The sequence below is a fragment of the Dickeya parazeae Ech586 genome, from assembly GCF_000025065.1.
GTDB lineage: Bacteria > Pseudomonadota > Gammaproteobacteria > Enterobacterales > Enterobacteriaceae > Dickeya > Dickeya zeae.
This window is the reverse complement of the sequence record NC_013592.1, coordinates 3,321,603-3,343,627: the sequence shown is the minus strand read 5'-3', so window position 1 is coordinate 3,343,627 and position 22,025 is coordinate 3,321,603. Positions and strand designations below refer to the sequence as shown.

The window sequence follows — 22,025 nt, the reverse complement described above, 5'->3', positions numbered from 1 at the left end:
GGTCAGCGATGATACTGTCTGGCCGCCGCGTCCATGAAGGTGCGAACGATGCGTTCCAACATCGGCTGTAATGCCTGCGCCTTGTCCGGTTGCCAGGCGAAAGGAGCCTGCTCACTCATGTAGTTACACTGCGCCAGCTCCAGTTGCATCGCGTGTTGGTGTTGTTCTGGCTGGCCGTAAGCCCGGGTGATGTAGCCGCCACGGAAACGACCGTTCATAACCCAACTCCAGCGCTGTTGTGAGTGGCATGTCTCCAGCACCGCTGACTCAATAGCCGGTGCGCAGCTCAGGCCGCCGTTGGTGCCCAGGTTCAGGTCTGGCAATTGTCCATCAAACAAGCGTGGAATACGCGACGCAATAGAGTGCGCATCGAATAGCAACGCGTAACCGTGGCGCTGTTTGATGCGTGCCAGCTGCTGTTGGATCTGCTGGTGATAAGGATGCCAGATATCGCGCAGATAGCGGGCACGATCGGCGTCAGACGGCGCATTGCCGGGAGCAAATGCTGGCGTGCCATCGAACAAAATATCGGGGAACAGGCCGGTGGTGGCGGTGGTATACAGTGGCTGGTCGTCGGCCGGGCGGTTCAGGTCGATAACAAAACGTGAGTAGTTAGCCGCCAGTACGCTGGCACCGAGCCCGTGGGCAAAATCGTACAACTGCGGAATATGCCAGTCGGTATCTGATAGCGGGCGAGCGGCAGGCGTGAGCCGGTCCGCTACTTCCGGCGTAAGATCGGTACCCGCATGGGGAATGCTGAGCAACAGCGGGCTGTCGCCCTCCATCAAGGTAAATGGCGTCATGGACGGTGTTCTCCTCGAAAAATCGTTGTGCAGGGCAGTTGACCGCCCAACCAGTAAACCAGTTCTGCCGGACGCGCCAGCGGCCAGTGGACAAAATCGGCCACTTTACCGGCTTCCAGCGAACCGTGACTCTGTTCCAGCCCCAGAGCGCGGGCCGCGTGTAAGGTGACGCCAGTCAGTGCCTCTTCTGGTGTTAATCGGAACAAGGTGCAGGCCATGTTGAGCATCAGCCGCAGTGACAACGCGGGCGAGGTGCCAGGGTTGCAGTCGCTGGCGATAGCCATCGGTACACCGTAGCGGCGAAACAGTTCGATCGGCGGGCATTGTGTTTCGCGCAGCAGGTAATAGGCACCGGGCAACAGCACCGCGGTCGTGCCCGCGGCGGCCATCGCCGCGACATCCTGTTCGGTGGCGTATTCCAGATGATCGGCGGACAGCGCCTGAAAGCGAGCGGCTAGCGCACTGCCGTGTAGCGATGACAGTTGCTCGGCATGCAGTTTCACCGGCAGGTGAAGCGCCTGAGCGGCCTGAAACACACGTTCGACCTGCGCCGGGCTGAACGCCAGGTGTTCGCAGAAGGCATCAACGGCATCGGCCAATCCTTCGCTGACCACCGTGGGTAGCAGCTCCTGGCAGACCAGATCGAGCCACGCCTCCGGCTGCTGCCGGTATTCGGGGGGAATGGCGTGGGCGGCCAGACAGGTGGAAACAACCTGCACCGGCTGTTGTCGCCCCAATTCACGGATCACCCGCAGCATTTTCAGCTCACTGTCTAGCGCTAACCCATAACCGGATTTGATCTCAATCGTCGTCACCCCTTCGGCCAGTAAAGGTCTTAAACGGGCCAGTGCCGAGGTGAGCAGGCTATCGTGGCTCGCCTTGCGGGTGGCATTGACGGTAGAAAGAATGCCACCGCCGGCAGCGGCGATATCGGCATAGCTGACGCCATTGAGGCGTTGTTCGAATTCACCGCTGCGATCACCGCCAAACACCAGATGGGTATGGCAGTCGATCAAACCGGGTGTAATGATGCCGCCACCGAAATCGGTGACCTGCGACGGCGCGAAATCGGGCAATGCATGCCGTGCACCCAGCCAGACGATGCGCCCGGCGGTGACGGCCAGCGCTCCATCTTCAATCACGTGATAGCGGCCGCCACGCAGGGTGACCAGATCAGCACCCAGCCACAGGCTGTCGCACGGTATCGTCATCGTGTATTCCCTTGCTGTTATAATCTTGTATAGACAAGTTATACGCCACCACAGCATTTCAGCAAGCTGTGACGGAATAGGAATTTCTTATTCACTTTCTCCGTCACAGTACCGGCAGTGAACCCGCGTTGATGGCGGAATAAAAAAGCCTTATATCCCACGTCGCCAACTTTGGTGTATAGATATGTCTATACAATGTTACTGATGACAATCACCGACAGGATCTTGCTATGTCCGTTTATTTTGCCGAACGAGCGTTACTGCCACAGGGAATGGCGCGCCATGTGCGTCTGGAAGTGGATGAACAGGGGTATCTGCAATCCGTTACGCCGCAGGCGGAGCCAGAAGGCGCGCAGCGGCTAAGCGGCATCGTGCTGCCGACGATGGTTAACCTGCATTCACATGCTTTTCAACGTGCGATGGCCGGGCTGGCGGAAGTGGCGGGTCATCCGCAGGACAGTTTCTGGACCTGGCGCGACCTGATGTATCGCATGGTGTCGCACCTGACACCGGAACAGGTGGGGGCGATCGCCACCCGGTTGTATATCGATATGCTCAAGGGCGGCTACAGCCAGGTGGCGGAGTTTCATTATTTGCACCATGACCCGCACGGTAAACCCTACCGCCAGCATGACATGCTGCGCCATCTGCTGGCGGCGGCGCAGCAGGTCGGCATCGGTCAAACCATGCTGCCGGTGCTCTACCGCTACAGCGGCTTCGGCGCACAACTGCCGCAGCCGGGGCAGGCTCGTTTTATTCAGGATGTAGACCATTACCTGCGCCAGCAGGAAACGCTGGCCTCGCTGGTTCAGCCTTATCCGTTGCTCAATCACGGGTTGTGTTTTCATTCGTTACGGGCGGTCAGTCAGAATCAGATGGAGGATGTGCTGGAAGCCACTGACAGTAGCCTGCCGGTACATATCCATATCGCCGAGCAGCAAAAAGAAGTGGAGGATTGCCTGAACTGGAGCGCAGAACGCCCGGTACAGTGGTTGTTTAATCGGTTTGCGGTCGATGCCCGCTGGTGTCTGGTGCATGCCACCCATTTGGATGACTGGGAACTGAGTCGACTGGCCGACAGCCTGGCAGTGGCAGGGCTGTGCCCCACCACTGAAGCCAATCTCGGTGACGGTATTTTCCCGCTTGACCGCTATGTGGCCGCGGGAGGGCGCTGGGGCATCGGTTCTGATAGCCATGTGTCGTTGAATGTGGTGGAAGAGCTACGCTGGCTGGAATACGGGCAGCGGCTGCGTGATCGCCGCCGTAACCGGGTGGTCACTGTGCAGCAACCGGCGGTCGGCAGCCTGTTATACGCTCAGGCATTGCAGGGCGGTGCCCAGGCCTGCCGGGTGCCGGTCGGCGAATTAAGCGAAGGCTGGCGCGCCGACTGGCTGGTGTTGCGTGAAGACGCGTTGCTGAGTGCGGTGGCTGACGACAGCGTGCTCAACCGCTGGCTGTTTGCGGGTGGACGTCAGCAGATCCAGGAGGTGTGGGTGGCGGGTAAGCTGGTTATCGAAGATGGGCGGCATGCGCTGGACGACGAAGCCGACGCCCGGTTTATCGACGTCATGAAAACATTACAGGCGGTGCTGTGATGCACAAATTCAGTCTGGATAGGCTGGCGGTCAGCCGCTGGAAAAACGGCGGTGGTGACACCCGTGAGATTTGCCGGATAGCCTCTGATCAGCCCGATGGGGATTTTGCCTGGCGAGCCAGTATCGCCACCATCGAGAAAGACGGTGATTTTTCCCGTTTCCCCGGTGTCGATCGGGTGATCACGCTGTTGTCCGGGGAGGGGGTGGACCTGTGCGGTGAGGGCTGGCAACACCGGCTGACGCTGCATCAGCCGTTTGCCTTTACCGGCGAACAGGCTATCACCGCACGGCTGTGTGGCGACGTCAGTCTGGACTTCAATATTATGGTGGAAAGATGTGGTTACCGGGCAGACGTTTCGGTCATCAAGGGGGCGACGGTGCAAACGCCAGTTACCGACGGCATCGCCTATGTACTGGCAGGCCACTGGTGTGCGAACACACACCGACTGGCTGCCGGGGAGGGGGTATGGTGGCGGTCATCGGGAGTGTGCTGGACACCCGATGACGACAATGCTGTCTTACTTCTTGCCACGATTCACGCACGATAATCTGCTCTGTGCATCGTCCTGATGCACAATCATTAGGCACCGCCATTATGTGGTGCAAGCTGTAAATGCACGGTGCAACTTGCAAGTGTGCGATACCTCCCGCGAATGTGTTTCTCCGCTTATCGCGACTTCCTGTTCGCCGCTGCCGGGCGGGGTTGCCCGACATTATCCACCCGAATTTACCCATCGACTGAAATCATGGCCCGAATCTTGCTGCTTATTTGGTGTTGTATATACATGTAATTACTTTGAAGCGTAAACACCAGGGGGAAGACATGAAAAAGAGCAAGCTGGTTCAGTCTGTGATTGCCTTATGTGTAGTCAGCGTGTCGGCTGTCTTTTGCGCAGGTGCGCAGGCCAAAGAGTGGAGGTCGGTGACTATCGCAACGGAAGGCAGTTATGAACCCTGGAATCTGACCTTGCCCGGCGGCAAATTGGGCGGATTTGAACCAGAGTTGATGACTATCCTGTGCCAGCGAATGAACATCCAGTGCAAGCTGGTGGTGCAAAACTGGGACGGCATGATAGCGGGTCTGCAGGCTGGCAAGTTCGATGTGATGATGGATGCCATCGTGATTACCCCAGAGCGTAAGCAGGTGGTGGATTTTTCTGTTCCCTATGCGTCCACCCCGGCCAGTTTTATTACCGTCAAAGGTAAACTGGCGCTGCCGGTTGAAGCGGATAAGGCAATGATTAAGCTGACGAATGATCCTGAGCAGATTAAACCGGCGATAGCGGGTCTGCGCAGCGCGCTAAAAGGCAAAACCATCGGCATCGCTTCCGGCACTGTCTATACGCCTTTTATCGACACCTACTTCCGGGATGTCGCCACCGTGCGTGAATACACCGCATCCGCTGATGCCATTCTGGATTTGCAGGCAGGGCGCATTGATGCTGTGTTCGACGATGTCACCTTCGCCAATTCCATCCTCAGCAAGCCGGAAAATAGCAACCTGACGTTAGGTGGCCCGCAACTGGCTGGGCCTATTTGGGGAGAGGGCGAAGCGTTGGGCTTTCGCAAGAGCGACCCGGAACTGAAGGCAAAATTTGATGCCGCTATTAAAACCGCGCTGGCGGATGGAACGGTAAAAACGCTCAGCGAGAAGTGGTTCAAAACAGACGTCACCCCCTAAGAGTTAAGGAAACGGTATGCTGGCCCTGTTAGATTTCAGCGATCAGGGGTGGGGCGGACTGCTGGCGATGGCCGCGCTGACCACCTTATTCCTTACGATGGTTGCGCTGCTGATCGGCGCATTGGTCGGTGCTGCGGTTGCAGCGGCCAAACTGTCCACGCGCCGGTTCTGGCGCGTGGCCGGGGAGACGTATTCCATCGTGTTTCGTGGCATTCCGGAACTGCTGATCATCTACCTGTTTTATTTTGGTGGTTCCGGCGTGTTGACGCAGATTGGGCGCTGGTTCGGTGCCGAGGGATTTATCGAACTGCCGCCTTTCCTGATTGGCGCGTTGGCGATTGGGTTGATTTCCGCATCGTATCAGGGCGAGGTGTACCGCGCGGCGCGTCTGGCCGTGAGTAGCGGTGAACTTGAAGCGGCCAGCGCGATGGGGATGTCGCACTGGCGCATTGGATGGCGAATTCTGCTGCCGCAGGTGATGCGCTTTGCCCTGCCGGGTTTGTCCAATGTCTGGCAAATGAGCCTGAAGGATTCAGCGCTGGTGTCGGTCACCGGCATTATCGAGCTGATGCGCGCCAGCCAGATGGCCGCCGGTTCGACCCGCGACTATTTTCTGTTCTACCTCGCCGGTGCGGCCCTCTATCTGATCCTGACTGTGTTTTCCAATGCGGCGTTTGCCCGCCTGGAGCGGATGTTGTCTCAGCCTTATCGGCGTAAAGCGATGCAGGAGCCGTCATGATGGATATTGCTTTTCTGACTCAAACATTCCTGCGGTTACTGTCAGCGCTGCCGGTGACGCTGGGGCTGTTTTTTTCCTCATTTGTGGTGGGCGCTGCGCTTTCGGTACTGCTGGTAGCGATGCGGGTGAGCGCTATCTGGCCGCTGAGTGGGTTTGCCCGGTTGTATATGTTGATATTTCGCGGTACGCCGCTGCTGATCCAGCTATTTCTGGTCTATTACGGTTTGGGGCAATTCAGCGTGGTGCGTGACAGCCTGTTCTGGCCGGTACTGCGCGATCCGTTCAGTTGCGCTGTGATGGCATTAGCGCTGTGCACCGCCGGTTATACCGCGGAAATTCTGCGCGGTGCGCTGTTGTCTGTTCCCGCGGGGCAGATTGAGGCGGGGCTGGCGTGCGGCATGTCGCGCTGGCTACTGTTGCGCCGCATTATCGCGCCGGTGGCGTTGCGCCACGCGTTGCCTGCCTGGTCAACCGAGGCGATCTTGCTGATCAAGTCCACCGCACTGGCCAGTCTGGTCACGGTGTGGGATATCACCGGTGTCGCGCAACAGATAATCCAGCGCACGTATCGCACGCTGGAGGTGTTTGTCTGCGCGGCGCTGATTTACCTGCTACTGAACTTCATTATTGTCAGGGTGTTTGCCTGGCTGGAACGCGCGTTGTCGCCCAATCTGGCCGCGGTACCGACGTCTTTTGGGAGAGATCATGAATAAAACCGCCCCCATCACCTTATCGATGATCGATATCCGCAAGTCATTCGGTGCGCTTGAGGTGCTCAAAGGTATCTCATTGGATGCGCGCAAAGGCGAGGTGATTTCGCTGTTGGGTGCCAGTGGATCGGGCAAGAGTACCTTTTTGCGTTGCATCAACCTGCTGGAAACGCCAGATGACGGCACGGTCGCTGTCAGCGGTGAAATGATCCTGATGAAGCGTCACAAACTCGGCCATCAGGTCGCGGCTGACCGGCGTCAGGTGGAGCGGCTGCGTACCCGATTGGGGATGGTGTTCCAGAATTTCAATTTGTGGAGCCATATGACGGTGCTGCAAAACGTCATCGAAGGGCCGTTGCATATTCTCGGGCGCTCGCGCGTCGACTGTGTCGAAAAGGCGGAGGCGTTACTGGCGAAGGTCGGGCTGTATGAGCGGCGGCACTTTTATCCGGCGCAACTGTCCGGAGGCCAGCAGCAGCGAGTGGCAATTGCCAGGGCGTTGTCGATGGAGCCAGAGGTGATGCTGTTTGATGAGCCGACCTCGGCGCTGGATCCGGAACTGGTCGGCGACGTGCTGAAGGTGATGCGCGGGCTGGCCGAAGAGGGGCGCACCATGCTGGTGGTGACCCACGAAATGGGGTTTGCCCGCCACGTATCCAGTCGGGTGGTGTTCATGCATCAGGGGCGGATTGACTGCGAAGGCGCGCCAGAAGCCATGTTCGGTGGCGAAAGCTCGGCGCGTTTTCAGCAATTTATCGCCAGTCACCAGACCGTGTAAGGGGAACACTATGGTTACCGAGATTTGTTGGGGCGATGCGCCACTAACATGGCGTGAACTGGTGCAGGTGGCGCGTCATGGCGCACCGCTTAGCCTGAGTGAGGCGGCCTGGCAGCGCATGAACCAATCACGGCGTATCGTCGAACAGATTGTCGACAGCGAAACGCTGGCCTATGGCGTGAATACCGGTCTGGGCGCGTTATGTAATGTAACGTTACCGGTGGCGGATCTGGCGCGACTGTCGCGCAATACCTTGCTCAGTCACGCCTGTGGCGTCGGGCCGCGGCTGCCGGTCGAACAGACCCGCGCCATTCTGTGTGCGGCGATTGCCAATTACAGTCACGGCAGGTCGGGAATTCAGCCTGATATCGTACGGGCGCTGCTCGCGCTGCTCAATCAGGGCGTCACACCCTGCGTGCCATCGCAAGGCTCGGTGGGGTATCTCACCCATATGGCACATATCGGGCTGGCGTTGATTGGCGTCGGCGAGGTGGAATGGCAAGGTCAGGTATTGCCAGCATCGCAGGCGTTGCAACGTATTGGTGTGGCACCCGTGACGCTGGGCGCAAAAGACGGGCTGTCGCTGGTCAATGGCACGCCGTGCATGACCGGGCTGGCTTGTCTGGCGTTGGATGATGCGGCGCGTCAGCTGGACTGGGCAGATGTGACTGGTGCGATGAGCTTTGAGGCGTTGCGTGGGCAGATCGTGGCATTTGACCCCGAAGTGCTGGCATTGAAACCGAGTGCAGGCACTCAACGGGTCGGGCAGCGCTTGCGCGCCCTGTTGGCTGGGAGCCAGATTATCGCCCAGAGCGAAGGCATCCGGACGCAGGATGCACTAAGCCTGCGATCCATTCCGCAAATTCATGGTGCCTGCCGCGATCAATTTACCGCGTCGGCGCAGCGTATTGAGATGGAACTCAATGCTGCGACCGATAATCCACTGGTGCTGGGCACGCCGGAGCAGTGGCGGGTGATATCGCAGGCAAACCCGCATGGTGAAGCGGTGGCACTGGCGGCAGACAGTCTGGCGCTGGCGTTATGTGAACTGGCGGGCGTGGCGGAGCGTCGGCTGGACCGGCTGATCAACCCACTGGTGAGCGGGCTGCCACCGTTTTTGGTCGCCCAGCCGGGGGTAAATTCCGGCATGATGATCGCTCAGTATGTGGCCGCTTCACTCTGTGGTGAGAACCGCTTATTGGCCCAGCCAGCGGTGGTCGATAACTTTGTCACCTCCGGCTTGCAGGAAGACCATTTGAGCATGGGGACCCCGGCGGTGCTCAAGTTGCTGAAACTGAGTGAAAACGTCTGGCACGTGCTGGCTATCGAATACCTGCTGGCAGCACAGGCGTTGGATTTTCTCGGTCCGGATAACGCCGGTGTGGGAACACAACTGGCCTGGCGGCAGTTGCGTCGACAGGTTGGGGTCTGGCAGGAGGATCGCTGGCTGGCACCGGATATCGCCCGTGCAGTAGCCGTGTTACGGCATCAGGATCCTGACTGGGATGAGTTGTCCTACCCGAACAGGCAGGACGGTTCAGAAACAGACGAATAACGGCGAGCAGGAAGCGGGGCGCGCTGGCTAATTAAACGCCAGTCGGTAAAAACGTTGAGGCCGCCCGACGGTGCCGTGCTGAATGTGGGCTTCCAGCAATTTAATGTTTTTGCAGTACTCCAGATAGCGCCGGGCGGTAGACTTACTGATGCCAATCATATCGCTCAGGCTGTCGGCGGTGTGCTGCGTGTGCTCGCCGGAAAACGCCGCCCGTACCTGATTGAGCGTCAACTCGTCGATACCTTTTGGGTAGATAAACCCGGCAGGCACATGATGTGGAATGCTCTGACGTATGACCCGGTCGATCTCGTCTTGTTGCAGGTGCGATTTCTGGGCGACTTTTCTGTTGAACATCAGGTAGTTTTTCAGCGCTTCTTCCAGCCGCTCCAGTATGAACGGTTTGACCAGATAATCACTGGCACCATGCCGTATTGCTGCTTTGATCGTCTCGATGTCATTGGCTGCGGTAATAAAAATGACGTCGACCTCTGGTTGGGTGGCACGCAGATGCTTCATCATGTCGATGCCGGTGCCATCGGGCAGGTAGTTATCCAGCATCACGAGGTCGGGTTTTTGGGCAGCGATAGCTAATCGGGCATCTGCCAGCGTGTCTGCGCTGCCTAATAGCAGGAATTCAGGGTGTTTCCTGATGAAGCTTTCAATGAAGAAAGCCATGTCGTGATTGTCCTCAACCAAAAAGACGCTGATTGTGTTTGCCATAGCGTTAATCTTCTAACTATCGGTTAAACTTTGGGTATATAAACGGAAAATACCGCGCCGTCGTTATCGCCGTCTGTATCAACCAGACAAACGCCCTGTGCCTTTTGTACCAGCGACTGCACCAGATACAAACCGACACCATGATGGCGTCCTGATTTGCTGGTCGTGCCTTTCATAAACAGCTCTTCTATCGCCACCTGACCGAGCCCTGGGCCGTTATCCTGCACCGATAAGACGATTTCATCACTGCTGTCATTGAGATAAAGTTCGACAGATTGCGCATGGGCGGGCATTTTCACCGTGGCTTCCAGCGCGTTATCCAGCAGGTTGCCAATGATACAGGCCATTTCCTCGGCGCTCAGTGGTGCATCCGTTCCAGTGTAACAAGAGAGCGGGTCAATCTGCAGGTCGATGCCCAGTTCGCTCGCCCGCCCCAGTTTACCGAGTATCAACCCGGCAACACAGGGGCAGTGGAAAGACTGGATGATGGCGTCATAAAGTTGCTGTTGCTGGGCGTTTTCCTGCGCAACATACTGGCTGACGCGCTCATATTCCCCTAACTGGAGCAGGCCGTAGATAACCGCCAGCCGGTTTTTGAATTCGTGGCTGATAACCCGCAGCTCTTCGCTTTCATGCTTAATGTGGTTGACCTGTTTGCTCATCAGCGTTTCGTTGGTTCTTTCCCGCAGGCTGATGACAAAACCGGCAAACTCATCCTGCTGGTTGAGGATGATGGTGCGGTTGGCGATAAACGTCGAGCCGTTGAAGGTCACGTCTACATCATGGCATTCCTGACGTTCGCTGGATAAAAAGAAATCAGCCGGTACCACATAATCGGTAATGATGTGTCCGGTCAGCGGGCCGTTGGGATGGTCGATGGCGAGCATCTTTTTGGCCGCGTTATTGATGGCGATGATGCGGCCTTCCGGGCTGACGGCGATCACGCCATCGTAAATGGCGTGCAGAATGGCCCGGCGTACCTGGTATCTATAATTGATCATCTCCGGCGTCAGGCCGGACATCTGCTTTTTCAGCAGGCGGTAGGAAAAGACGCCACCTAGCAAAATCAGGATAAAGACGGCGATCAGCAAGCCGAAAAACGGCGAGAAGTAATCCTCCAGCAGGTTTTGGCGGTGCGCTTCCGTATACCCAACCGAAACATAGCCGATGAATTTACCGTCGAGCAGCAACGGGGCGCGGGTTTTGACCGAGGCACCGGAATAACCGGTATTGTTGACCGTGTAGCTTTTTCCGGTGCGCAGCAGCTCAAGGTTACCACTATCGTTGATGACCCGGTTTACCTGCGCCGGATCAGGATGGTAGAGGCGGATATTATCCGGGTCGCTGATGACAATAAAATCCGCATCACTGCGCGCGTAGCGTTGACTGATAAGATCACGCAGCATCGCCAGATCCCGATGCTGCACTGCCAGCTTGAGTGCCGTGTCCTGCGAGAGGATAAGCGCCAGATTCTTGGATTTATCCGCTACGTCGTTATACAGCAGATGACTGATAACGAGAAAAACAGCGCAGCCGGTCGCTACCACCACGGCCAGAGACGTGATGAAATAGTAGAGTATTATCTGATACTTATAGGAGCTGCTCGGCTCGCTGCCGGTGGTGATGGCCTCTGACATGGTGTATTCCGTCAGTCATGGGTTGTACAACAGATAAAGACTGCCGCATCCTGTGGCGTCGTCCGGGCAAACGATATCATCGCGTATCATCACAACGCGCGCAGGGGAATGCTGCGAAAAGTGGCAGCGTTTGCGAGCCACGGGAAACAGGATCGGGTGCTGCTATTTAAACAGACAAGCGGCCTGATTGCCTCAGGCCGCATCAATGTTTCTGGTGATAATTAGCGATTCAACAGTGACAACACGCTATGCAGCGAAAGGCCCAGCAACGTGAAATCGGTGGTTGAGTAGGTGGTCGGCGCATCGACACCCGCATCGTGGATCGGCTGGAAAATAAATGCCGAACCGGCGATAGAGATGATACCGCAGGCAACCGCGCCGATAACCGCGCCACGGATACCGCCGGTGGCATTGCCGATAATGCCTGCGCCGCCGCCACTGGCAAAGGTAAACAGCAGGCTGGGAACCATTGCCGGATAGCCGAATACCGGCAACAGAATCATGGTTAGGAAGCCACTGATAGTGCAGCAGATAAAACCGATGAAAACGGCGTTGTTGGAATAAGGAAACAGTGAATAGATTTCAATCGCCGGAATGGATTTCTTGATAATCTTATCACTGATGCCTTTAAACGCCGGAATCAGTTCTTCGATAAACATATGTACGCCGCGGGTCAGCATATAAACGCCTGCTGAAAATAACCCGGCTTGTTTGAGCAAAAACAGAAATATATTGATATGGCTGTGGTCTTTATGGCTGGCGTCAGCGATCGCTTGTACGTGTTCGGCACCGGCAACCAGTGAGGAGATAACGAAAAACAGCAGCATGACAAAGAAGGTTGAAACCTGCTTATCTTTTAAGAAGCCGATACTGGTCGGAATAGCCAGTTTCTCGGCATCGACGTCTTTATTACCGAATTTTTCGCCCAACCAGCCAGCCAGCATATAACTGGTGGAGCCAAATTGTCCGATAGAAAAATCACCGGACTGTCGCAACGCATCACAGTTTTCAATTTGTCGACAATAGCGCACCAGCAAGGCGGGAGAAATAACACACCACACTCCGGTAATAAGCGTCGCCAATATCGCCGAGCTGGAAACGGAGATACCGTGCAGCATGGCGATGATGGTCAAACAACTGACCATGAAGAACACATGGTGTCCGGAAAGGACGATGTATTTCAACGGCGTGATTTTAGCCAGCACAATATTGAAAAACATAGCGCCGATAAGCCCGGCAGCAATGGCGGAAGAGTACAGCTTACCGAGTTTTTCCATCGCGACAACAATCACCACTTCATTGTTAGGCACGATACCCTGAACGTGAAAAGCAGTCAGGAAAATTTTTGAAAAGTTACTCAATGCCGGCGAGATAAGCAAATCTGCGCTGGCGAACAGAATGATGAAGCCCAGATAGGTTCTCACTGTTGACGTAATGATGTCATTGATGTTTTTCTTTTGAATAATATTTCCCAACATGGTGAAAAGACTCACCAATATGGCGGCGTCTTTGAGTAATTCAATCAAAAATTGAAGCACGATATTCCCCTTTATTAATAAACTTCTACTCAGGGTAAAATAACGGTGTTCATATCGGTGAAAGTTGATCTGCGGTCACATTGGTGGATAAATTTAAAGCATTAAATGATTTTTATGCGCTTAATTATTATTTGGTTGATTTTGTTTTTTTGTTTCTTTACCGTCGGCAGCGTTGTTAAGCGTTACGTTTTACCCGCCTTATGTTAATGAATATCTCGGCGAATGTTAAGTGTGGTGATGAATTAATTGATGTATTTTAGTATTATTACTTATTCAGCCTGTATTATCTTTTAGTTTTTGTAAAAATACTGGGCGCTTTTTATTGAAATAAGTGAGTAGTGCTGGCGGGTATATCGTGGGGCGTCGGATGATGAATAAAATCTGGTCACGATGCGCCTTATCGTCACAAATAGCACATAAAAAGAGCAACACAGAATAAAAGCAGGTGGTTTCGGTATTGATGTGGAACTTGTCTCCCCTTGTGATGCAACGAGACCGCTTCCATCTGCTTTTCTCTATACCCTTCATACTTCAAGTTGCAGGTGTGTTGGCTGCGTTACTCGGCCCACTTCATGGGCCTCGCCCCTTCGGGGCCGCTGCTAGCAGCGTTCAAATCGGCTTACGCCAATTTGTCACTCACCCCAGTCACTTACTTGTGTAAGCTCCTGGGGACGAAATGAGAGACATCCTGTCTCTCACCGGAGGCCAGCCGTTGGCTGGTCAAATTCGTTCCCAACGAATTTGTCGCTCTCTTGCCGCGTTACAAGGCTCGAACGAGCCTTGCCCTAAAGGGCCAACGCGTGGCGTTGTTCAACACGCATGCGTGTTGTCCTGCAACTCGAATTATTTTGGGTATATACCGTCTATTCCCATTCAACACTAAGGTGCCGTTTTCCTGCCTGCTGACGGCTGGCACCAGAATAGCCGAATGGGATAGGCGCTTAGCCGCCGAACCGTCCAAACAATTGATAACGGGAACCGGGATAAAACAGCCGTGCGGCGGTAACGACCCGCGAGCCGTGCCAGGTCCGGCGGCGGATCAGCAGACAGGGTTCCTGTTCGTCCAGCGCCAGTAGCTCGCGCTGGCGTGGTTCAGCGGCAACCGCCTCTACCCGGTGTTCACCGGCGGTCAGTGGTGCCACGCGGCTCAGGTAACTGTGTGGCGTGACAACGGTAAAATCCTGCTGCAGATAATCCGGTGCCACCTGCGGGTTCACGTAGCGGATCTCCAACTGTACCGGCACGCCGTTTTCATAGTGCACAATTTGCGAATGAAACAGCGGTTGTCCAGGCGCGATATCCAGTTGTGCGGCTTGATCGCCGTCGGCACTGAGACGTTCCAGCACCAGCACCCGGCTGCTGTGGCGATGACCGCGCGCGGCAATTTCATCGGCGATGTTGTGAACTTCCAGCATCGCAGTATGGGCTTTCTGCTCTGCCACAAAGGTTCCCACCCCCTGCATCCGCACCAGAAAACCTTCGCTGGTCAGTTCCCGTAATGCCCGGTTGATGGTCATACGGCTCACGCCCAATTCGTTGACCAGCTCACTTTCCGACGGCACCCGTTGGTGCGATTGCCAGGCTCCGCTGCGAATCTGGTTGATGATGGCTTGCTTTACCCGCTGGTAGATGGGGGCCGGGGTATCACTCATGGCCGCGGCAAGTTGGGACGCGGTTTGCTGGTCGGTCAAGGCGTTATCCTCAAAAGGCGACAGATAAAGGCAGTGTAACGAACAACGCCCAGTCCTGTATAGACAACCTGTGATTCGAGGCAGTTTTCGTCGCACTGCCAGCCCACCGCATTTTGTAAATTTATCAAAATATCGATCCTTAACGTTATACTGACGTTATCTTTACGAAATCCTGATCATCAGGATGGTGTTCAGATGACGTCTTCAATCTTGTCGGGCTTATTCCTGATTTATGCATGTGGTGTCAATAAGAGTCGATCACCGATGAATACAACGTTTTCCTGTGTAGGATGCGGCAAATGCTGCATGGGCCATCATGTTCCCCTGACTCTGACTGAGGCGAAAGAATGGGCATCGGACGGTGGCCAAATTATCGTGCTGGTGGAGGGGTTTCTGCAAAATGGCATCGGCATACCCCCAGAGCAGCGACAGCATGCCCAGTCGCGCTCTTGTGATGTGATAAGTGGTGAGACCCGGGCATTTATCGCTATTACCTTTGCGGCTTACAGTCCTGGCCCGTGTCGGCATCTGGACGACGATTTACGTTGTCGAATCTACGCGCGTCGCCCGCTGGTGTGCCGGATTTACCCGATGGAGATCAACCCGCATATTCCACTGCGGCAGGTTAACAAGGATTGTCCGCCCGAGGCCTGGCAACACGGTGACGCGCTGATTGTTTCAGACCGGTTGGTGGACAGTGAAACCGAGGCGTTGATCGAACGTTCCCGCCAGGCGGATCGTGATGATATCCATATCAAAGCATCGGTTTGCCATTGGCTCGGGATCGCCACCAGTGCGCTGAAAGGCGATGGTTTCACGGCATACCTGCCGGATATGACGGCGTTTCTGTCGGCGCTGGAACTGGCCGGGCAGTTTAGCGCCAAAGAACATGCCGACGCCGCGCCGGGTCGTGCGTGGCAGTTCCATGTTTCCGGTGAGGACGTGCTGGAAACCCTGAAACAGGCCGGTGCTGACGCGGTCACCGGGCCGTCTCAGTCTTATGGTTTTATCGGTTTGCGCGCAGCCTGATCGCGTGGTAAACACGCCCTGCCGTTTGTCTGTTTGAACGTGCATGGTTGAAAACAGGGCAGGGTGCACCGTTATAGGGCGCTCTGCCTCCCTCCCTGTGGTGATTCTCTTCTTTTCTGTCGCTTCATCCCGCCATTTCCGTCGATTTGCCCGTGTTGCTGTACTGGCACGCCTCTTGCTTGTATAGACAAGATTATAACACTTGCGGTCCATCGCTTTTTCTTTTCCTGACAGGAGTAGAAACATGAGTACAGCACCAGGTCGTACCGGTTGGAAAATCTCGTTGATGGCCGTTTGTCTGGCTAGCGCCCTGAGCGCACAGGCGCAGGAAACGCCGGTGGCTATCGGTATTTCCGGCTGGACGGGCTTCGCCCCGCTGACACTGGCGGATAAGGCCGGTATTTTTCAACAGCATGGGCTGAAAGTGGATCTGAAAATGATCCCACAGAAAGACCGCCATCTGGCGGTGGCATCTGGTGCGATTCAGTGTGCCGCAACGACGGTGGAAACCTACGTTTCCTGGGCAGCCAGTGGTGTGATGCTCAAACAGATTGTCCAGCTCGACAAATCTTACGGCGCGGATGGACTGGCGGTACGCAATGGTGTGAACAGCGTGCATGACCTGAAAGGGAAAACCATCGGCGTTGATGCACCCGGTACTTCACCGTACTTCGCACTGGCGTGGATGCTGGATAAAAACGGCATGAGCCTGAAAGATGTTCACATTGCGACGCTGTCGCCGCAGGCGGCGGCTCAGGCGTTTGTTGCCGGGCAAAATGACGCGGCCATGAGCTATGAACCGTACCTGTCTACCATTCGTCAGCAGCCGGACAAGGGGAAAATTCTCGCCACGACACTCGATTACCCGATGGTGATGGACACGCTCGGTTGTACGCCGACGTTTTTGCAGCAACACCCGCAGGCAGCGAAAGCCTTGGTAGAAAGCTATTTTGACGCGCTGGAGATGATTAAAACGCAGCCGGATAAGTCATACGACATCATGGGCGCGGCGGTGAAAACCAGCGGTAAGGCGTTCGCCGAGTCAGCCCGTTATCTACGCTGGCAGGATCGGGAGCAAAATCGTGTCTTCTTTAGTGGCGAAATCGCCCGGTTCAGTGACGAAGCGTCAAAACTGTTGCTGGAGGCGAAAGTCATTCGCCAGCAACCGGATCTTTCCGCGCTGTATGACGCCAGCTATGTGAAATAACCGGGGAAGGATGCGGACATGGCGGACATCAATAGCCTCTCTCACACCACCACGCGTACACCTGCGGCACTGCCCGATGCGCCGGTGCGGGTGCATAACCCGTTGATGGTGCCGCTGCGACCGGTATCGATGCGCTTACGCTGGACGCTCGGCGTGGGGTTCTTCGTGCTGTTTATCGGCTTGTGGTCGCTGGTGACGTTCAGCGGTGTGGTTTCCGCCACATTTCTGGCTAACCCGCTGACGATGCTACACGAAGGGGTGCTGCTGTTTACTGATTATGATTTTCAGCAAGACATCGGCATGACGGTGATGCGCGTGGTGGCCGGTTTTCTGCTGGCTGCATTGATTGGTGTGCCGCTCGGCATCCTGATGGGGGCGTACAAGCTGGTGGAAGCCTTCTTCGAACCGTTTGTGTCATTCTGCCGTTATCTGCCCGCCTCGGCGTTCGTACCGTTGCTGATTTTGTGGGCCGGTATCGGTGAGATGCAGAAGATCCTGGTGATTTTTATCGGCTCGTTCTTCCAGATTGTGTTGATGGTGGCGGTCAGCGTCGGTACCGCACGGCGTGATCTGGTGGAAGCGGCTTATACGCTCGGGTGCTCCAGCCGCAGTGTGGTGACCCGGGTGTTGATCCCCGGCGCTGCACCGGGAATAGCCGAATTATTGCGGCTGGTACTCGGCTGGGCCTGGACTTACGTGATCGTTGCCGAGCTGATTGGTGCCTCAAGCGGTATCGGCCACATGATTGTCGATAGCCAGGCGCTGCTCAATACCGGACAAATCATCTTCGGCATTATTGTCATCGGCGTTATCGGGTTGCTGTCCGATTTCCTGTTTAAAGCCGTTAATCGCCGTTTATTCGCCTGGAGCCTGTCATGAAATACAGCAAACTGACCATTCGGCAGGTGGAGCGGGTGTTTACCGGCCCGCAGGGTGAGGCTATCCCGGCGTTGCAGCCCATCGATTATCAGGTCAATGAAAACGACTTCGTCACGATTTTAGGACCATCCGGTTGCGGTAAATCGACGTTACTGCGCATTATTGCCGGACTGGATACGCCAACCCGTGGCGAAGTCTGGCTGGATGGCGCGTTGGTGGACGGCCCCGGAGCCGATCGCGGCATGGTCTTTCAGAGCTATACCTTGTTTCCGTGGCTGACGGTGCGCGAGAACATCTGTTTTGGGTTGCAGGAGCGGGGCGTCAGTGCGGCGCAACAACGCGAACGCAGCGAGTATTATCTGCATCAGGTGGGGTTGAACGGGTTCGAGCATCATTACCCGCGCCAGCTCTCCGGTGGCATGCAACAGCGTACCGCCATTGCCCGCGCGCTGGCTAACGACCCGAAAGTTCTGTTGATGGATGAACCCTTCGGTGCGCTGGATAACCAGACCCGGGTCATGATGCAGGAGTTGCTGTTGTCGGTGTGGGAGTCGTCGCGCAAGACGGTGTTGTTCGTCACCCACGATATCGACGAAGCGATTTTCATGGCTAACAAAGTGGCGATTTTCAGCGCCCGGCCGGGTCGGATTAAAACTGAAGTGGCAGTGGATTTTCCATGGCCGAGAGACTATACCCTTAAAACCTCGCCAGAATTTATGGCGCTCAAGGCGCGGGTGACGGAAGAGATTCGTAGTGAAACCCGGCAGGCGCTGGCGCACTGAGCGTCGCGCCTGCTGTGGGGGTGCAGGATGAAACATACGCACCGGCTGGATAAAGGATGATGAACGCAGCCGGATTGGTTTAGCTTTACTTGTCTATACAGGATTAGATATATGTCACAAACCCGAAGCTATTGCCTGATGCCCGGCACGGTGGATCTCGCCACACTGCGCGCGATTTATCGGGGGAACGTCACCCTGACGCTGGCGGCACAGGCGCGTACGGCGGTGGCAGCCGCGCAGGAAACGGTGCAGAACATTGTGCGCCAGGACCGGGTGGTCTATGGCATCAACACCGGTTTTGGCAAGCTGGCCCAGACCCGTATCCCCGCCGACAGACTGGCGGAGCTACAGCGCAATCTGGTGTTGTCCCACAGCGTGGGTATCGGCGATCTGTTGCCGGATGATGTGGTGCGTCTGGTGATGGCGACCAAAGTCATTAGCCTGGCGCGCGGGCACTCCGGGGTGCGCTTGCAAGTCATCGACACCTTGCTGGCGCTGTTTAACGCCGGGGTCATGCCCTGTATTCCAGAAAAAGGCTCGGTGGGGGCTAGCGGCGATCTGGCACCGCTGGCGCATTTATCGCTGCTGCTGTTGGGAGAAGGGCAGGCGCGGGTTGACGGCGCGCTTATCCCGGCGGCCGACGGGCTGGCGCGGGCTGGCGTTGAGCCGTTGGTGCTGGGGCCGAAAGAGGGTCTGGCGCTGCTCAACGGGACTCAGGTGTCTACCGCGCTGGCGCTGCGCGGATTGTTTGAGGCTGAAAACGTGTTTGCCGCCGGGCTGGTGGCAGGGGCGCTATCACTGGAGGCCATCAAAGGTTCGGTGAAGCCGTTTGATGCCCGCATCCATCAGGCGCGTGGTCAGCATGGGCAGATAGTGGTCGCTGCGGCAGTCAGCGCCTTGCTGACCGACAGTGAGATTTTGCAGTCACACGTGCATTGTGGCCGGGTACAAGACCCGTATTCGATTCGCTGTGTACCGCAGGTGATGGGGGCTTGTCTGGACAATTTGCACCACGCCGCCCGCGTGCTGGGTATTGAAGCCAACGCCGCATCGGATAACCCGCTGGTGTTTCCCGATGCCGATGAGGTGATTTCGGGTGGCAATTTCCACGCGGAACCGGTGGCGTTCGCCGCTGACATCATCGCGCTGGCGGTAGCGGAAATCGGCGCGATTTCAGAACGGCGCATGGCGCTGTTGCTCGACAGTACATTGTCTGGGTTACCGCCGTTTCTGGTTCACGATGGCGGGGTGAATTCCGGATTTATGATAGCCCAGGTGACCGCCGCCGCGCTGGCGTCAGAAAACAAATCGCTGGCGCATCCTGGCAGTGTCGACAGTCTGCCGACCTCCGCCAATCAGGAAGACCATGTATCGATGGCGACCTACGCCGCCCGCCGTCTCGGCAGCATGTGCTTTAACACCGCGACGGTGGTGGGGATTGAAGCCATGGCGGCGGCGCAGGGCATCGACTTCCATCGTCCACTGAAAAGTTCGCCGTTGCTGGAGCATGAGCTGGCGCAGGTGCGTGAACAGGTGGCGTTTCTGGAGCGTGATCGTCTGATGGCGACCGATATTGAGCGGATGCGCCAGTGGGCCAGCCGTGATCATTGGCCGTCTGTTATCACCGCATTGTTACCCAGTTATGCCGCTGACCCGGCTTTTGCTTCTGTTTGATAAGGAATGTGCTATGACCTCCTCTTCGTCTGTGACGCCTGCGGGTGCCCGCGTTGTGCGTGCTCCGCACGGCACCGAACTGCATTGTGAAAACTGGCTGATAGAAGCCGCCTACCGCATGATCCAGAATAACCTTGACCCGGATGTAGCCGAACGCCCGGAAGATCTGGTGGTGTATGGCGGGATTGGCAAAGCCGCTCGCAACTGGGACTGCTTCGACGCGATTCTGAACAGTCTGCGTCAGTTGAAAGCGGATGAAACCCTGCTGGTGCAATCCGGTAAGCCGGTTGGGGTGTTTCGCACCCATGCCGATGCTCCCCGTGTGTTGATTGCCAACTCGAACCTGGTGCCGCATTGGGCCACCTGGGATCACTTCCATGAACTGGATAAAGCCGGGTTGATGATGTACGGCCAGATGACCGCCGGGTCATGGATTTACATCGGTGCGCAGGGCATTGTGCAGGGGACTTATGAAACCTTCGCCGAAGCGGGTCGTCAGCACTATCAGGGCGATCTGAGCGGTAAATGGATCCTCACCGCCGGACTTGGTGGTATGGGCGGCGCGCAGCCACTGGCCGGTGTGCTGGCCGGTGCCAGTGTGCTGGCGGTGGAGTGTCAGGAGTCTCGCATTGATTTTCGGCTGCGTACCCGTTATCTCGACTATAAAGCCAGCAATATTGACGAGGCACTGGCGATGATCGCCGAGGCCTGCGCGCAGAAAAAGGCCATTTCCGTCGGTCTGCTCGGTAACGCTGCCGAGGTGTTGCCGGAACTGGTGAAACGCGCCAAAGCCGGTGGCATGAAGCCGGATATCGTCACCGACCAGACTTCCGCCCACGACCCGCTCAACGGCTATCTGCCCGCTGGCTGGAGCGTGGCGCGCTGGGAACAGGAGCGCGTCAGTAATCCGCAGGCGGTGACCAAAGCGGCCTGTGCTTCGATGGCGGTACATGTGCAGGCGATGCTGGATTTTTGCCACATGGGTGTGCCTACCGTGGATTACGGCAACAATATTCGCCAGCGAGCGTTCGACGAAGGGGTCGCTAATGCCTTTGATTTCCCCGGCTTCGTCCCGGCGTATATCCGCCCGCTGTTTTGTGAAGGCAAAGGGCCGTTCCGTTGGGTGGCACTGTCCGGCGATCCGCAGGATATCTACAAAACCGATGCCAAACTCAAAGAACTGTTCCCGGATAATCACCACCTGCACCGCTGGCTGGATATGGCGCGCGAGCGCATCGCGTTTCAGGGGTTGCCGTCGCGCATTTGCTGGCTGGGGCTGGGCGAGCGTCATCTGGCCGGGCTGGCGTTTAACGAAATGGTGCGTAACGGTGAGCTGAAAGCGCCGATCGTTATCGGTCGTGACCACCTGGATTGCGGTTCGGTGGCGTCGCCCAACCGGGAAACGGAAGCGATGCAGGACGGCTCGGACGCGGTCTCAGACTGGCCGTTGCTCAACGCCCTGCTGAATACAGCGGGCGGCGCAACCTGGGTCAGTTTGCATCACGGCGGTGGCGTCGGCATGGGCTTTTCCCAGCATGCCGGGATGGTGATTGTCTGTGATGGCAGCGAGCAGGCGGATGCCCGCTTGGGGCGTGTGCTGTGGAACGACCCGGCTACCGGGGTGATGCGTCACGCGGATGCCGGTTATGACACCGCCAAAGCCTGTGCGGCAACGCATCAGTTGAATTTGCCGATGGTGAAATAGGCCGTCATGACGGTTGACATGAGCAGGGCCGCCGGGCGGCTCTGCTCATCCTCAGGCAGGATAAACCGGGTAGTGGGCTGACGGCAGTGAC

Annotated in this window: 19 protein-coding genes; 13 read left to right on the top strand and 6 right to left on the bottom strand. The window is 56.6% G+C overall.

Translation table 11 applies throughout. The annotated features are described in order from the left end of the window. Positions 1-2: 2 nt before the first annotated feature. Both hutG and hutI read right to left on the bottom strand, forming a co-directional pair. The gene (hutG, locus tag DD586_RS14630; protein ID WP_012885606.1) at positions 3-803 is read right to left on the bottom strand and encodes an N-formylglutamate deformylase; all 801 of its coding nucleotides are present in this window, start codon (positions 801-803) and stop codon (positions 3-5) included. Next, on the bottom strand, positions 800-2,014 hold the full coding sequence (gene hutI / locus DD586_RS14625; protein ID WP_012885605.1) for an imidazolonepropionase: 1,215 nt from the start codon (positions 2,012-2,014) through the stop codon (positions 800-802). Before hutI ends, hutG begins: the two co-directional genes overlap by 4 nt. A gap of 230 nt (positions 2,015-2,244) precedes the next feature. Between hutI and DD586_RS14620 the strand changes: the two genes are divergently transcribed. The 7 genes from DD586_RS14620 (at position 2,245) to DD586_RS14590 (ending at position 9,072) form a co-directional block, all read left to right on the top strand. After that, positions 2,245-3,609: a formimidoylglutamate deiminase gene (locus DD586_RS14620; RefSeq protein ID WP_012885604.1), complete on the top strand. Its 1,365-nt coding sequence runs from the start codon at positions 2,245-2,247 to the stop codon at positions 3,607-3,609. Then, positions 3,609-4,157, top strand: coding sequence for a HutD/Ves family protein (locus DD586_RS14615; RefSeq protein ID WP_012885603.1), 549 nt, complete (start codon positions 3,609-3,611; stop codon positions 4,155-4,157). Before DD586_RS14620 ends, DD586_RS14615 begins: the two co-directional genes overlap by 1 nt. Positions 4,158-4,432: 275 nt before the next feature. Beyond that, positions 4,433-5,290 carry a transporter substrate-binding domain-containing protein gene (locus DD586_RS14610; RefSeq protein WP_012885602.1) on the top strand — a complete coding sequence of 286 codons (858 nt, stop codon included), beginning with the start codon at positions 4,433-4,435 and terminating at the stop codon, positions 5,288-5,290. A 16-nt stretch (positions 5,291-5,306) separates the two neighbouring features. Beyond that, the gene (locus DD586_RS14605; protein WP_012885601.1) at positions 5,307-6,029 is read left to right on the top strand and encodes an ABC transporter permease; all 723 of its coding nucleotides are present in this window, start codon (positions 5,307-5,309) and stop codon (positions 6,027-6,029) included. After that, positions 6,026-6,742, top strand: a complete 717-nt coding sequence (locus tag DD586_RS14600) for an ABC transporter permease (protein ID WP_012885600.1) — start codon at positions 6,026-6,028, stop codon at positions 6,740-6,742. Before DD586_RS14605 ends, DD586_RS14600 begins: the two co-directional genes overlap by 4 nt. After that, the gene (locus DD586_RS14595) at positions 6,735-7,517 is read left to right on the top strand and encodes an ABC transporter ATP-binding protein (protein WP_012885599.1); all 783 of its coding nucleotides are present in this window, start codon (positions 6,735-6,737) and stop codon (positions 7,515-7,517) included. Before DD586_RS14600 ends, DD586_RS14595 begins: the two co-directional genes overlap by 8 nt. Before the next feature lie 10 nt (positions 7,518-7,527). Then, positions 7,528-9,072 carry an HAL/PAL/TAL family ammonia-lyase gene (locus DD586_RS14590; RefSeq protein ID WP_012885598.1) on the top strand — a complete coding sequence of 515 codons (1,545 nt, stop codon included), beginning with the start codon at positions 7,528-7,530 and terminating at the stop codon, positions 9,070-9,072. Between the two features lie 27 nt (positions 9,073-9,099). On the opposite strand, the gene DD586_RS14585 is transcribed toward DD586_RS14590, so the two are convergent. The 4 genes from DD586_RS14585 to hutC form a co-directional block, all read right to left on the bottom strand. Beyond that, positions 9,100-9,792, bottom strand: a complete 693-nt coding sequence (locus DD586_RS14585; protein ID WP_071818931.1) for a response regulator — start codon at positions 9,790-9,792, stop codon at positions 9,100-9,102. Positions 9,793-9,815: 23 nt separating this feature from the next. After that, positions 9,816-11,429, bottom strand: a complete 1,614-nt coding sequence (locus tag DD586_RS14580; protein WP_012885596.1) for an ATP-binding protein — start codon at positions 11,427-11,429, stop codon at positions 9,816-9,818. 221 nt (positions 11,430-11,650) lie between these two features. Beyond that, positions 11,651-12,967: a PTS transporter subunit IIC gene (locus DD586_RS14575; protein WP_012885595.1), complete on the bottom strand. Its 1,317-nt coding sequence runs from the start codon at positions 12,965-12,967 to the stop codon at positions 11,651-11,653. A gap of 941 nt (positions 12,968-13,908) precedes the next feature. After that, a complete protein-coding gene (gene hutC / locus DD586_RS14570; protein WP_012885594.1) occupies positions 13,909-14,658 on the bottom strand; it encodes a histidine utilization repressor in 750 nt (249 codons plus the stop codon). 264 nt (positions 14,659-14,922) lie between these two features. On the opposite strand from hutC, the gene DD586_RS14565 reads away from it, so the two are divergent. The 6 genes from DD586_RS14565 to hutU all read left to right on the top strand — a co-directional run bounded on the left by DD586_RS14565 (position 14,923) and on the right by hutU (position 21,934). After that, positions 14,923-15,687, top strand: coding sequence for a YkgJ family cysteine cluster protein (locus tag DD586_RS14565; protein ID WP_041165044.1), 765 nt, complete (start codon positions 14,923-14,925; stop codon positions 15,685-15,687). Positions 15,688-15,931: 244 nt separating this feature from the next. Then, positions 15,932-16,894 carry an ABC transporter substrate-binding protein gene (locus DD586_RS14560; protein WP_012885592.1) on the top strand — a complete coding sequence of 321 codons (963 nt, stop codon included), beginning with the start codon at positions 15,932-15,934 and terminating at the stop codon, positions 16,892-16,894. Positions 16,895-16,912: 18 nt separating this feature from the next. Beyond that, entirely contained in the window at positions 16,913-17,773 is an 861-nt protein-coding gene (locus DD586_RS14555; RefSeq protein WP_012885591.1) for an ABC transporter permease, read from the top strand. Beyond that, positions 17,770-18,555, top strand: a complete 786-nt coding sequence (locus DD586_RS14550) for an ABC transporter ATP-binding protein (protein WP_012885590.1) — start codon at positions 17,770-17,772, stop codon at positions 18,553-18,555. Before DD586_RS14555 ends, DD586_RS14550 begins: the two co-directional genes overlap by 4 nt. Positions 18,556-18,666: 111 nt before the next feature. Beyond that, complete coding sequence (hutH, locus tag DD586_RS14545; protein ID WP_012885589.1) at positions 18,667-20,229, top strand: histidine ammonia-lyase; 1,563 nt, start codon at positions 18,667-18,669, stop codon at positions 20,227-20,229. A 13-nt stretch (positions 20,230-20,242) separates the two neighbouring features. Next, complete coding sequence (gene hutU / locus DD586_RS14540; protein ID WP_012885588.1) at positions 20,243-21,934, top strand: urocanate hydratase; 1,692 nt, start codon at positions 20,243-20,245, stop codon at positions 21,932-21,934. Positions 21,935-22,025: the final 91 nt, after the last annotated feature.